At 36.6% G+C, this 13,362-nt stretch carries 12 protein-coding genes; 2 read left to right on the top strand and 10 right to left on the bottom strand.

Annotation, left to right across the window (positions count from 1 at the left end; genetic code table 11):
• Positions 1–14: 14 nt before the first annotated feature.
• The 4 genes from RYK16_RS03180 to RYK16_RS03165 form a co-directional block, all read right to left on the bottom strand.
• Positions 15–410 carry a NusG domain II-containing protein gene (locus tag RYK16_RS03180; RefSeq protein WP_314850719.1) on the bottom strand — a complete coding sequence of 132 codons (396 nt, stop codon included), beginning with the start codon at positions 408–410 and terminating at the stop codon, positions 15–17.
• Between the two features lie 37 nt (positions 411–447).
• A complete protein-coding gene (locus tag RYK16_RS03175) occupies positions 448–1,011 on the bottom strand; it encodes a haloacid dehalogenase-like hydrolase (RefSeq protein ID WP_314850718.1) in 564 nt (187 codons plus the stop codon).
• Positions 1,012–1,098: 87 nt separating this feature from the next.
• A complete protein-coding gene (gene groL, locus RYK16_RS03170) occupies positions 1,099–2,712 on the bottom strand; it encodes a chaperonin GroEL (protein ID WP_314850717.1) in 1,614 nt (537 codons plus the stop codon).
• A 20-nt stretch (positions 2,713–2,732) separates the two neighbouring features.
• Positions 2,733–3,014, bottom strand: a complete 282-nt coding sequence (locus RYK16_RS03165; protein ID WP_298666106.1) for a co-chaperone GroES — start codon at positions 3,012–3,014, stop codon at positions 2,733–2,735.
• A gap of 130 nt (positions 3,015–3,144) precedes the next feature.
• Between RYK16_RS03165 and RYK16_RS03160 the strand changes: the two genes are divergently transcribed.
• Together RYK16_RS03160 and RYK16_RS03155 are read left to right on the top strand one after the other, a co-directional pair.
• Entirely contained in the window at positions 3,145–4,989 is a 1,845-nt protein-coding gene (locus RYK16_RS03160; protein ID WP_314850715.1) for a phospholipid carrier-dependent glycosyltransferase, read from the top strand.
• The gene (locus tag RYK16_RS03155; RefSeq protein ID WP_314850714.1) at positions 4,986–6,665 is read left to right on the top strand and encodes a hypothetical protein; all 1,680 of its coding nucleotides are present in this window, start codon (positions 4,986–4,988) and stop codon (positions 6,663–6,665) included. The genes RYK16_RS03160 and RYK16_RS03155 overlap by 4 nt, the downstream gene beginning before the upstream one ends.
• A gap of 15 nt (positions 6,666–6,680) precedes the next feature.
• Here the strand turns inward: RYK16_RS03155 and gnpA are convergent, their stop codons facing one another.
• The 6 genes from gnpA to RYK16_RS03125 form a co-directional block, all read right to left on the bottom strand.
• The gene (gene gnpA, locus RYK16_RS03150) at positions 6,681–8,822 is read right to left on the bottom strand and encodes a 1,3-beta-galactosyl-N-acetylhexosamine phosphorylase (RefSeq protein ID WP_314850712.1); all 2,142 of its coding nucleotides are present in this window, start codon (positions 8,820–8,822) and stop codon (positions 6,681–6,683) included.
• 16 nt (positions 8,823–8,838) lie between these two features.
• Positions 8,839–9,930 carry a sn-glycerol-3-phosphate ABC transporter ATP-binding protein UgpC gene (locus tag RYK16_RS03145; protein ID WP_314850710.1) on the bottom strand — a complete coding sequence of 364 codons (1,092 nt, stop codon included), beginning with the start codon at positions 9,928–9,930 and terminating at the stop codon, positions 8,839–8,841.
• 11 nt (positions 9,931–9,941) lie between these two features.
• The gene (locus RYK16_RS03140) at positions 9,942–10,109 is read right to left on the bottom strand and encodes a DUF6903 family protein (RefSeq protein WP_314673756.1); all 168 of its coding nucleotides are present in this window, start codon (positions 10,107–10,109) and stop codon (positions 9,942–9,944) included.
• A gap of 8 nt (positions 10,110–10,117) precedes the next feature.
• On the bottom strand, positions 10,118–10,987 hold the full coding sequence (locus tag RYK16_RS03135; protein WP_314850708.1) for a carbohydrate ABC transporter permease: 870 nt from the start codon (positions 10,985–10,987) through the stop codon (positions 10,118–10,120).
• Between the two features lie 8 nt (positions 10,988–10,995).
• Entirely contained in the window at positions 10,996–11,889 is an 894-nt protein-coding gene (locus RYK16_RS03130) for a carbohydrate ABC transporter permease (RefSeq protein ID WP_294207160.1), read from the bottom strand.
• Between the two features lie 81 nt (positions 11,890–11,970).
• A complete protein-coding gene (locus RYK16_RS03125) occupies positions 11,971–13,317 on the bottom strand; it encodes a carbohydrate ABC transporter substrate-binding protein (RefSeq protein ID WP_314850706.1) in 1,347 nt (448 codons plus the stop codon).
• Positions 13,318–13,362: the final 45 nt, after the last annotated feature.

Below are 13,362 nucleotides of genomic sequence, written 5' to 3'. Positions count from 1 at the left end.
GATTAAATATAATTTTAATTTTGAAATGCATTTGCAGATACTATGTAAATTCCATTAGGAATACATTGTATTGGAAGTATACTGTCCGTACTCGCCCAACCCATTTTTTCACAATTATGATTTGGACAATCAACTTCACTTACATGCCATTTACCATCTTTTACTTCTATTGTTAAATTACCAACATTACCTTTGACCGTATATGAAGCATCTACACCAGAGTCAAACCATTTAATAATTTCTCCACGATATACAACTACAATCCATTCACCTTTTTCCTTTTCATTTGGGGCTCCATTAAGTGAATTATTTGTTCTATTTATCATTGTAGGAACAAATTTAAACACCAAAAGTAGCATAATAGATAAAGCAACTATGATTCCAAGTGCAATATATTCTTTCTTTTTCATATTTGCCCCCCTTTTTTATTTGAACGGTACAGACCGGTTATTTCTTATCCCAAGGAAGTAAGTTATCTCCCTTTACGAGATATGCATTCTCTGCGATTCTTGCAAGCGGTGTATCAGAGTATGAATCGGAATAGAAGTTTTCAATCTTTGTATCATTGAATACTTCACGATAACGACGCACCTTCTCGTCCCCATGACAGTTTAGTCCGTTATATTCACCTGTATGCATATCAACAATACTTGCCATGCATGTTTTAATACCAACCTTCTTACAGAAAGATTGAATTAAGAATTCTGGAGAAGCAGAAATAACTACATCATCTTCTTTCTGTGTATCTTTATACCACTGCTTTACATGGTCTAAATGGCTGCTCGTATAGTCTTCTACTACTTTTTCCATATCTTCTACATAGCGAAACATACGATATAGATTTGATTTAAAAGTTAGCTTAGGCACAATGTGCAGTACATATAAAAGGCCAAACCAAACTGTACGTGGTAAATTAATTAATGTTTTAGGGCGATGTAGCCAAAGATATTTCACAAAACCTACTGTAGAATCACCACGGTAGATTGTATCATCCCAATCGTAAACGTTCATTTTTGTCTCCATTCTGATTGCTTTTACAAGATAAGATATCTTTCTATAAATTGCAAGTCCCATAAAAAAGATAGCCTAAGCTATCTTTTAATATTGTCCCATTGCTGGAGGTACTGGAATTTCCTTTTCAGGTAATTGTGCTATTGCGGCTTCTGTTGTAATAAATAGGCCAGAGATACTTGCAGCATTTAATAATGCGGAGCGAGTTACCTTCGTAGGATCGATGATACCTGCTTCATACATATCAACCCATTCACCAGTTTTCGCATTGAAACCATAGTTTTCTTTCGCTGCTAACTGTTGTTCATAGATTTCATTACCATCAAAGCCAGCATTTTCAGCTATCTGCATGATTGGCATCTTAAGTGCGTCTAATACAACATTGATACCACGCTGTACGTCCACAACATCTAATTTTAATGTCGCACGTACATCTTTATAGGCTTGTACTAAGGCAAGTCCACCGCCAGTGACAACACCCTCTTCAACGGCTGCTTTTGTTGCGTTAAGCGCATCTTCGATACGTAACTTCTTTTCCTTAAGTTCTGTTTCTGTTGTAGCGCCAACCTTGATTAAAGCAACACCATTTGTAAGTTTACCCAGTCTTTCTGCTAGTCTCTTCTTATCATAATCAGACTTTGCATTTTCGATTGTCGCTTTAATTTCAGAAACACGTTTAGCAACTTCAACACTATCACCAGCACCATCGATAATTGTTGTCTTATCTTTACTTACCACTACTTTCTTAGCAGAACCTAAATCATTCATAGTCATATCTGCTAAGTTCATATTTAAATCTTTCGCAAAGAAGTTTGCACCTGTTAATACTGCAATATCTGCTAATTGATTCTTTGCATCATCACCAAAGCCAGGTGCCTTTGTCGCTACAACATTGAATGTACCACGTAACTTATTGATGATTAGTGTACTCATTACTTCATTGTCATAATCATCTGCGATAAGAAGTAATGGTTTATTGATTTTTACAACCTCTTCTAATACAGGTAAGATTTCTTGGATTGTATTGATCTTTTGATCTGTTACCAAGATATATGGGTTATCCATGGATACTTCCATCTTGTCTCTATCACTTACCATGTAAGGAGATACATAACCCTTATCATACTGCATACCTTCTGTCATCTCTAAGACTGTTTCGAAGGAACGTGATTCATCCACGTTGATAACACCATCATTACCAACCTTTGCCATCGCTTCTGCAATAATCTTACCAATTTCTTCAGAACCTGATGAAATTGTTGCGATGTTTTTTACATCATCATTGGTTGTAACCTGGTGAGAGTTCTTTAATAAAGCATCTGCCACAACATGCGCTGCCTTTTCAATACCCTCGCGCATGAGTACTGGGTTAGCACCTTTTTCAACTGCCTTAAGGCCAGCTGTAATCATTGACTGTGTTAGGATGGTTGCTGTTGTTGTACCATCACCTGCTAGTTCATTTGTGTTATTGGCTGCTTCGTAAACTAATTTAGCACCCATATTTTCAAACTTATCTTCAAGTTCTACTTCTTTAGCAATTGTGACACCATCATTTGTAATGACTGGAGAACCAAATGATTTCTCTAACACAACATTTCTGCCCTTAGGGCCTAAAGTTACCTTTACTGCATCTGCTAATTTATTAACACCATCCAACATCAGTTGGCGTGCATCTTTTCCATACTTTAATTCTTTTGCCATGATAATTCCTTCTTTCTATCCTATTCCACAATCGCAAGAATATTCTCTGCTTCAATTAAAAGATATTCTTTTTGATTTTCTTTGATTTCTGTTCCGGAATACTTCTTATATACAACCTTTTGACCAACCTGTAATTCTAGTGGAACGAGTGTTCCATTTTCCATCTTACCTGGTCCTACAGCCACAACAATACCCTTTCCTGGTTCTTCTTTTGGCTGTTCTGTCAAAATAATACCGCTCTTTGTTTTCTCTTCTTCTTTTGCTTTTTCTAAGACTACATAATCACGTAATGGTTTTAACATGTTTATTCCTCCTTTTAGCACTCTAATATATATAGTGCTAACATAGTTTATCTTAGCACTTTCTATCACTCTGTCAATAAGAGTGATGATGTTAAAACTTTTCTAGTATAATAGGTACGGAGAATACATTATGGAAAAGTTAAGTTTGTTATTGTTTTCAAATAGTGAGTTTCTAGTTCTATTGTGTTTCACATTTGGAATACTTGGAAGTGGCTATTTTTTATATCGTTTAGAGTACTTTAAAATAGATAAACATCGTAGTATTTTATCACTAGTTTTAATGATGATAATCTACTCGATCATTTCATTTTGGAAACTTGGCTCAACGCGTTTTCCTACTACTACTTGGCAACCTATCGCCGAGAAACAACAAATCACATTTGACTTTGGAAATAGTGAGAAATTTGATGCTATCTATACAATCTATGGAGAAGGTGATACAAACTCCAATCCTTCCGCATACCAAATTGGAACCAATCATATTCAAATTTATGCCTCGAATGATTTAAAAAATTGGACACATATTGCAAGTTTAAACCAGGGAAATATTTATACTTACGCGATTGAACAAGGCAATTGGCAATATCGTTATATTAAACTCATCAATCTCAACACAAATAGTTCATTAACAGAAATTGGTTTCCGCAATGAAGATCATACTGGATTTTTACCAATTTCTATCTTGCGAGATAAGCAGAAAGATGGACCATATCCTGGTAGCTTACTCATTGATGAACAAGATAAATTAGTACTATCCCCTACCTATTATGACCAAGCATACTTTGATGAAATTTATCACGTACGTAATGCATGGGAAATCGCAAATGGGCAGTATATGTACGCGAATGTTCATCCACTTCTTGGCACCAACATTATTGCCCTATCAATTCGTTTATTTGGAATGAATCCACTTGCTTGGCGCTTACCTGGAGCTATCGCTGGTGTATTAATGTTACCGGTATTGTATGGCATCTTAAAATTATTATTGAAACGAGATGATTTATCTTTAATTGGTTCATTCTTATTAGCAGCAGATTTCATGCATATCACTACATCTCGTATCGCTACACTAGAACCATTTAGTATTCTATTCATATTATGTGCATTCTATTGGATGTTAAAGTACTGCATGTCTAGTTTTTATACCCTACCAATGCGCAAAGGAATTCTGTATTTACTTACATCTGGTATTTTTATGGGTTTATCAATTGCGGCAAAGTGGACAGGATGTTATGCAGCTGTAGGACTAGCAGTGATGTTATTTACAAACTGGATTCAAAGATACCTCGAATATAAGAAAGATAAGATAGTTCATTCACAGTTCTTTCAAATACTGCTGAAGACAATGTTATTATGTGTATTATTCTTCATCATTATTCCAATCACAATCTACTGTATTTCTTATATCCCTGATCAGATTTTCCGCAATGAACCATGGTCTATCGCGAACGTTTGGAAACAAGCTCAACAAATGTATTTCTATCACGTTAATCTAAACGCAACACATCCATATCAAAGCACTTGGTTCCAATGGGTATTTGATTTACGTCCAATGTGGTATTACGTTGGAACTGTTGGTAATGTGTTCCATACAATCTCTTGTTTCTCAAACCCACTACTAACATGGGCAGGTGTTCCAGCAATCCTCTTTACAACATACCGTGCACTATTTAAGAAAGATACAGTAGCTTGGTATATTGTAGTTGGCTATTTTAGCGGTCTATTACCATGGATTATCTATGTCCATCGTATCGTATTTGCATATCACTTCTATCCAACATCTCTATTTACCATTATTGCGATTGTTTACTGCATCTATCACCTTCAAGAGCGTAAATATCAGATTGTAGTACCAGTATATCTAGCATTTTATCTAATATTGTTTATCTTATTTTTACCAGTTATAACTGGATTTGGTACAACTGTACAATTCGCTAAATTTCTAGCATGGCTACCAGGATGGTATTTTGGATGAGAAAATATCGTAAGTTATTGATTGATATCGCAATCATCTTGGCATTTACTGTACTACTCATGTTTCCATACCTAACAAAGAGTTTTCTAGCGATCGAACATGATACCCTCTTTCATGTATCACGTATTGAACAATACGCAAAAGCACTTCAACACGGACAGGTGCTTCCCGCGATCTATCCTTATGAAAATGGAGGATTTGGTTATGGAAGTCCACTGTTCTACTCCGATATATTCTTACTATTACCAGCAATCCTACATAACTTAGGACTAGTCTTGATTGATAGTTATAAGCTTACTGTATTTCTTGCAAGTTTCTTTTCAGGAATTACAATGTACATGCTTGCAAGTAAATTTACTAAGAAGTCATCACTTCGATTACTTGCAGTCGCTGCGTATCTTTTCAGTAACTATCACATCACAGATATCTATGTACGTGGTGCACTTGGTGAAGTGTTTGCACTTATTGGTATTCCACTCATTCTATCTGGTCTATATGAAATCTTTGAAACCAATCAAAAGTATTCACATTCTTATTTAATCGGTTTAGTAATTACTGTACTATCACATAATTTAAGTTTCTTATTTTGTTTTATACTGGTGGTCATAGTATCTATCATATATCTACCCAAGTGTTCATTTGATAGATATAAAACACTAGTTTGTGAAAGTTTGCTGGCATGTTTGTTAACTGCCTTCTATACCTTCCCAATGATAGAACAACTAAAGTCACAACAGTTCTATCTCAATTACTATGCATCTAGTTCTGCATTAGAAAGTCATGCAATGGCGTTCTGGCAATTCTTTGCCAACCAAACTGTGTTTGGTTTATCCGGTAATCAATATAACGCAAGTAATGCAATGGTTGTTAATATCGGTTTGTTTTTGAGTATTGCACCTATCAGTTATCTCTTTCTAAACAAGAAAGAGAAACATACATTCCTAACTATCATGTTAGGAATCGGATGGATTTGCATGTTATTGCCTGCGCAGATATTTCCATGGAAGTACATGTCATTTGCTAGAGTATTACAGTTTCCATGGCGATTAAATATGTTGGCATTACCACTATTATGTATTCCTTCTGTGATAGGTATAGAAAAGCTTACATACAAACTAAAGTATTTACCTATCTGCTTCGTATTGTTATTAAGTTTAGAGGGAATCTTCCATCTCTATCCTGCAACGAAACGTACATTTATTATGCCACGCAATACCACATGGCAAGAAGTAACTGATGGTAAACTTATTGATCCATACTACTCTGCACAATATATGCGTGTAGAACTTGCGGGTGGTGATTATCTTCCATATAACTCTCCTGATTTCCGTAGTTATTCAAAGACAATTCAAACTACATCAGGTGAAACAATTACAACTGGAGAATGGATTGACTATGGTAGTTATCGCTTTACAATTACCAATCCACAAACTGTCATACTTCCAATTACGTATTACAAAGGCTATATCGTTCGTAATATTGATACAGCAGAGATTCTAGAGACCTCATTAAGTCACAATGGTCTTGTCAGTGTTTCAATACCATCTGCAGGTACGTATGTATGTCAGTACCAAAATACCATTATGCGTATGGTATCCATATGGATTTCAATTCTTACATGTATGATAAGTTTTGGCTACATCATTTATCGTAAACGAAAAAAGGATATTTTATAAATATCCCTTTTTTGTTTAGATTTGGTACCACTTGATTTCGTTAGCTTCTAAGTGTAATGAGAAGGATGAGCCATCTCCACGGTAGATAACAGTATCTTGTGGTTCATATGTGTTATTTACAACGCAATAGCTTTGTGTAGAAGGATATACATTTACGTCAACGTTATAGTTTTCTGAATACCACTTCTTCATGTCTTCTTCACGATGGCAGCTATAGTAGATTGCGCGATAGAGAAGTCTTGCATTTTCAAAGCTAAATGGTAAACCATTCATGTATACTGCTCTACCCTTACCATATTCATTCACAGCCAGTTTCACACTAAGGTCTTCTTGCTTGATAACTTTTGTGCCTGGTAATGCGTAAACGCTATTTACGTTTTCACCCCAGTCTTCATGTTCTAACTGTTCTGTAATGAAGTGATCATGGCACTGCCAGTTGTACTTGTCTGTATGAAGTGTGAAGTCTAGTTCTTTATCAACACCTAATACATCATAGAGTGTGAAGAACTTACCATTTCTTGCACAAGCTGTCGGTTCACCAATGCCGATGAATCCACCACCATTATCTACATAACGACGTAGGATTGTAATAATCTTTTCATCGAATTCTTCACCACCACTAAAGCTTGTGTAACTACTACCGTAGTTTAGTACTACATCAATATCGTTTAAGATATCTGGATTTTCACGTAGTTCTTCAAAACTGATGAACTTCACATCAAATGGGAAACCGCTGAGTGATTCTAGAACACCTGTATAGGAGTAGATTTGCTTGTAGCGAATTGCGTGATGTACAAGATGTGCACCCCAACGACGAAGTTCGCCATAGCTATTTAATACACCAACCTTGAGTAGGTTGTATGGTGTTTGTTTTCCAACATGTTCATAGAGTTCTCTAAATTCATCGCATACTTCGGAAACATACTCGATAAACTCTGGGAACTTTAATGCAAGTTTCAAGTATCCACCATAACCGATACGATCAACTGGTGAACGTAAGATTGCACGACGTGCTGTTACCCAGTTTACTTTTGCCTCTTGTAATGGATCTCCACCTTCATGGAATGTATCTGGGAAGAAGTATGGTAAGAATCTACCTTCTGTATACTTCACACCCTTGATATCGGAAATCAAGCGTAATGTAGAACCTGAACCAACACTACCTACAACAGCATCCAATCCAATTTCAGAGAAGTACTTACCATATGGTTCTGTACCAATCCAATGGTCTCCCAAGAACATCATCGCTTCCTTACCATAGGAATGACAGATGTCTACGAGTACCTTTGCAAGCTTGCATACTTCTCTTTGTTGGAAGTCAATAAAGTCTTTATATTCCTTGGAAGGAACACAGAATTGACTGTTATGGAAGCCTTTATTAATAATAAATTCTGGACGGAACTTATAGCCAACTTCCTTTTCGAACTGTTCCAAAATATATGGGGATACAGATGCACTATATCCATACCAGTCAACAAACTTCTCGCGAGCAAACTCATCAAACTGTAGTGTGAACTGATGGAAGAATGTTGTAAAGCGTACAACATTTACATCTTCTCTTTCTTTACAGAACTTATGTAACTTCTCAATGACGTGTTTCTGTGTTTCTGGTAAACGTACATCTAATGTCATCTGATGTTCTTCATCTACCCAATCATTTGTTAAGAAATTATACATGTGAACTGGATCCCACACGATAAATGCTAAGAAGCTGACTGTGTATGCATGATAAGGAATCGCTTCCTCAATTACAACATCACCATTCTCTTCATCAAAATACCAATTAGAAACAACTGTATCTGTTGTACGATCAATGACTTCCCACCAACGGTGAATATCATTTGTTGGGTTTACTTTAAATTGATCTTTGTAGAAATGTTCCATGATTTTGATGCGTAAGCATGTATCTTTTGCGGTAACAAAGTCACTCATCAAATACATCTGTTGCATCTCATCCGGATGTTCTTTTGCCCACGCATTATCTTTACGTGTTGTGTAATATGTAGCGTATTGCTTAATATCCATCTTTCGTAACGCTTCTGGCATATCTGTGCCATCACAATCACGAATCGCATCAGCCTTCCACTTCTTGATGATTTCGATTGTATCCTCAATCACATCAATATCGGTTGGGACTGTAACTCTTCCTGTACTCATACTTAATTATTCTCCCTTAAACGATACGGTTTTCTGTCTCTGGATCAAAGAAGTGTACTTTCTCTAAATCCATTGCCAGTCTAAAGGATGCACAATCTGAAAGGTCATAGCGTGCATTCACTCTTGCCTGTAATTTTTGCCCTGCAATCTTGCCATGTAGGATAAATTCATTACCTAAAAGCTCACTTACATCAATCGCAAAGTCAAACACAGCACTTGGATATGTTTCATTTACAATTTCTTCTGCGTGTAAATCTTCTGGACGAATTCCCATTACAATTTCTTTACCTTCATATGCTTGCATGTCTTTTGTAAACTGCTCTGGTAAAGCAATATGCATATCACCTATCATGAATTTTCCACCAGCGTATGTTCCCTTTAGGAAGTTTGTGGCTGGAGAACCAATAAATCCTGCTACGAACATATTGACTGGATTCTGATAGATTTCTTTTGGTGTTCCAATCTGTTGGATGTATCCATCTTTCATGATGACAATACGGCTAGCCATTGTCATCGCCTCTGTTTGGTCGTGTGTTACGTAGATTGTTGTAGCACCAATGTTTTTGTGTAGTCGAATGATTTCACTACGCATCTGTACACGAAGCTTAGCATCTAAGTTAGATAATGGTTCATCCATCAAGAATACCTTCGCATTACGTACGATTGCTCTACCTAACGCTACACGTTGTCTTTGACCACCAGATAAAGCCTTAGGCTTTCTATCTAAGTATTGTTCAATCTCTAATGCTTTTGCGGCTGCACGTACACGACGGTCGATTTCATCTTTATCAGTCTTACGAATCTGTAATCCAAATGCCATGTTTTCATAAACAGTCATAAATGGATATAACGCATAAGACTGGAATACCATCGCTATCTCACGATTCTTAGGTGCAACATCATTCACCAATTTATCATCGATATACAATTCACCATTTGTGATATCTTCCAAACCTGCAATCATACGTAAAGTTGTTGATTTACCACATCCGGAAGGACCAACCAATACGATGAATTCTTTATCCTGAATCTCTAAGTTAAAATCAAATACTGCCTGTACTTTATTATCGTAAATCTTATTGATATGACGTAATGATAAGTTTGCCATATATCGTCCCCCTATTTAAATCTCTTGTTATACAGATGTATAACTAACAAAATGCCAATCAGTCCAACTACCTGAATACCAAGATTCACATAGCCAACTTCTCTTTGACCAATAATTACCATTGCTAGACTGACAACAAATAGAATTGCCATCAAGATTGATTGTGTTGTTCGATTCATATGTCCTCCTAGTCCTTAAGACCACCCAAGGTCATACCTTGTGTTAAGCGTCTTTGTACAAGAATGTATAAGATCAATGTTGGCAACATTACAATCACAAGTCCTGCATACATCGGTCCATAATTAGTCGCTGCTTTCTGTGCGGACATCAGATTCTGTAATCCTACAGGTAGTGTCTTTAGTGCCTTTGTCTGCACAAGTGTTAATGAAATAATGTATTCATTCCAGAATGCCAAGAAGTTAAATAGGATAACTGTAATAATACTTGGCTTTGCCATACGGAACATGACTCTTACCATGGTTGTAAAGTAACCACAACCATCAATTTCCGCAGCTTCTTCATACGCCTTTGGTAAAGAACGGAAGTAGCTTGCAAGAAGATATACTGTAAATGGAATTGCTGTAGATGCATATACAAGCGCAAGAACGAAACGGTTATTCATAAAGAACTGTAGACCGCTCTTTGCTAGTGACTTATCCCAACCATTCAACATTAAGAAGATTGGCACAACAATATAGTTTACGTTAATAAATAAGCCAGCCATGATGAGTGTATTGAAGAACTTTCTGCCTCTGAATTGGAATCTAGCAAGTACATACGCAGCTGGTAATGAAACTACCAGTAAGATTACTAGAGCCATTGCAGTTACAAGTGCTGAGTTCAAGATGAAATCACCAACTTGTGCAATTTGGAAAGCATCAATAAAGTTCTGAATATTAAATCCTTGTGGTAATGCCCATGGGTTTCCATAGAACTCAGCATTTGTTTTAATCGATGCTAAGAATACCCAGGATACCGGAATAATAATGGATATCGCTAAAGAAATCAGCGCAACATATATAAAGATTTTGTATAAATCAAAATGTTTTCTCTTCATATTGCCTCCTAAATCTCAATCGAATCACGATGTGTTACGCGATTGATTGCCCATGATAAGGTAAATGAAAGAATAAATACAACTGCACCGATTGCCATACCATAGCCATAACTTGAACGATTATATGCTTGCAAGTACATATAACTGAGCACTGTTTCACTAGCTCCATCAGGACCACCACCGGTCATGACTTGCACAAACAAGAAACTCAGATTAATGGTTGAAATGACGAAGAATGTAAGTGTTGTACGGATATTGTCCCAAATCATCGGAATCGTTACCGAGAAGAATTGTTTTACTTTTCCACTACCCTCTAAAGACGCAGCTTCATACAGGTGTTCTGGTATCGTACTCATACTTGCCATGTACATAACCATGTAATAACCAATCGCCTGCCAAATTAATGCGGCAATTAACGCATATACTACTAAACCAGGATCACCAAGGTACTTTGTTGTACCAGCACTACCGTTGAAAAGTCCTACAAGTGAATTTAATAAGCCATTTTCAGATGGATCATAAATCGCACTAAAGATTGCAGAAATAACAACGACAGAAAGGATATTTGGAATATAGAATATGATTCTAAAGAAGTTTTGTCCCTTTATCTTTTCACGAACCAGAATAGACGCAAATAAGATTGCGAAAGCCATCGTTACGATTGTTACTAATACGATGATCAAGATTGTATTCTGAAGAGCACGGATAAAACTCATATCTTTGAATAACAGCTGGAAATTCTTTAATCCTATAAATGTGCGGTTATCACTTAAGCCACCCCATTTAAACATCGACATCATAAACACATTTATCGTTGGATATATCATAAATAGTGTTAGTAATATCATTGCTGGAGCCAAGCATATTGTGATAAACAGCTTCTTCTCAACACTTTTTTTCATTTCATTACTCCCTTCCTTAAAATAACGACGGCTGTCCACCATCGTTATTTTAATGAATTCTAATACTTAACAGCGAATTGATTATTTGTTTGCTTCGGCAATCTGTTCAACAGCCTTCACTGTTGCGTCATACCATTCATCAACTGTCTTGGAACCATTTACGATTGAGTTTACAGTTGCGTAGAGAACACCTGTATTAGCATCAGCTACACTCACACCTTCAACGATGTTGTCCATAACTTGGAAACCTACAGCATTTGACTTAGCGCCATTGTCATAGATTGTGTAGTATAAAGCATTTTCATCATCCTTGCCGATGAACTTAGAAGCATCCTTTGTTGGCATTACAGCACCACCGTTTTCATAGAATAACTTTGTAGCTTCATCAGAATATAAGAATGTAATAAACTTCTTAGCTAATTCTGGATTCTTAGCTTCTTTAGGAATAAATACCTGTTCTGTAAATGTTGTAGAGTAAGCATCACCTGTAGCAGTTACCTTAGGTAAAGCTGTAAATCCCCATTCAAATCCTGCAGCACGTGGAGCTTCAGCCATTTCGCCTGGTAACCATGTTCCGTTAGGAACGAATAATGCTTTGTTATCTAAGACTAATTGTTGGTTCTTCTTGAAGTTATCGCCGTTAGCGTTAGCTACTGTTGTTGGTTCAACATACTGAGCAAGCTTGCCTACGATTTCGAATGCCTTCTTAACTTCTGGTAACTTCCAAGCATCAACGTTATATGTCATTAACTTCGCATATACTTCAGGTCCTGCTGTTTCATTTAATAAAGCAGAGAAGAATGCATCGAAGTAACCTGTTGTTGGGTATGTGAATAATGAGATACCTTCAGCCTTAGCCTTTTCTCCTAATTCCCACATTTCATCCCAAGTTTTTGGAACACTCCATCCCTTTTCCTTGAATAGGTTAGCGTTATAGAATAATCCACATGGGCTGTAATTGATAGGTGCTAAATATAGCTTGCCATCAGCGTATGGTTCTGTAGCTAAACCTTCATAGATACCATCAATGAGCTTATCCTTTACCTTTGTATCTTCACCATATACTTTTTCATCAAGTACACTTGTGATGTCTGTTAACATCTTTTCAGCGATCATTGTGTCTGTTAAGCCACCCTTAGATCCAACTGACAAGTAAACTAAGTCAGGATATGTTCCAGCTTGAACTTCACTACGTAATGTATCAGCGATGTTCTTTTCTAAACGAAGGTCAACCTTAACGCCTTCCTTTTCTTCGAAAGCCTTAACAACAGCTTCCCAACCCTTTGTGCCATATCCGCCATCTAGACCAGAAATGTGCAATGTTGTTTCTTCACTTTCCTTCTGTGAAGAAGCAGCTTCTTTTTTACTACAGCCAATAGCACCGACTGCGAGTAAACCAGCTAATGATAATGTCAATAACTTTTTCATATGTTCCTCTTTTCCTCCTAAGAAACTTATTTGATAATTTCAGTT

It is taken from the genome of uncultured Solobacterium sp. (assembly GCF_963550625.1).
In the GTDB taxonomy this organism is placed as follows: Bacteria; Bacillota_I; Bacilli_A; order Erysipelotrichales; family Erysipelotrichaceae; genus Bulleidia.
Note: the sequence above shows the minus strand (reverse complement) of the source record. Positions and strands in the feature narration are given on the sequence as shown.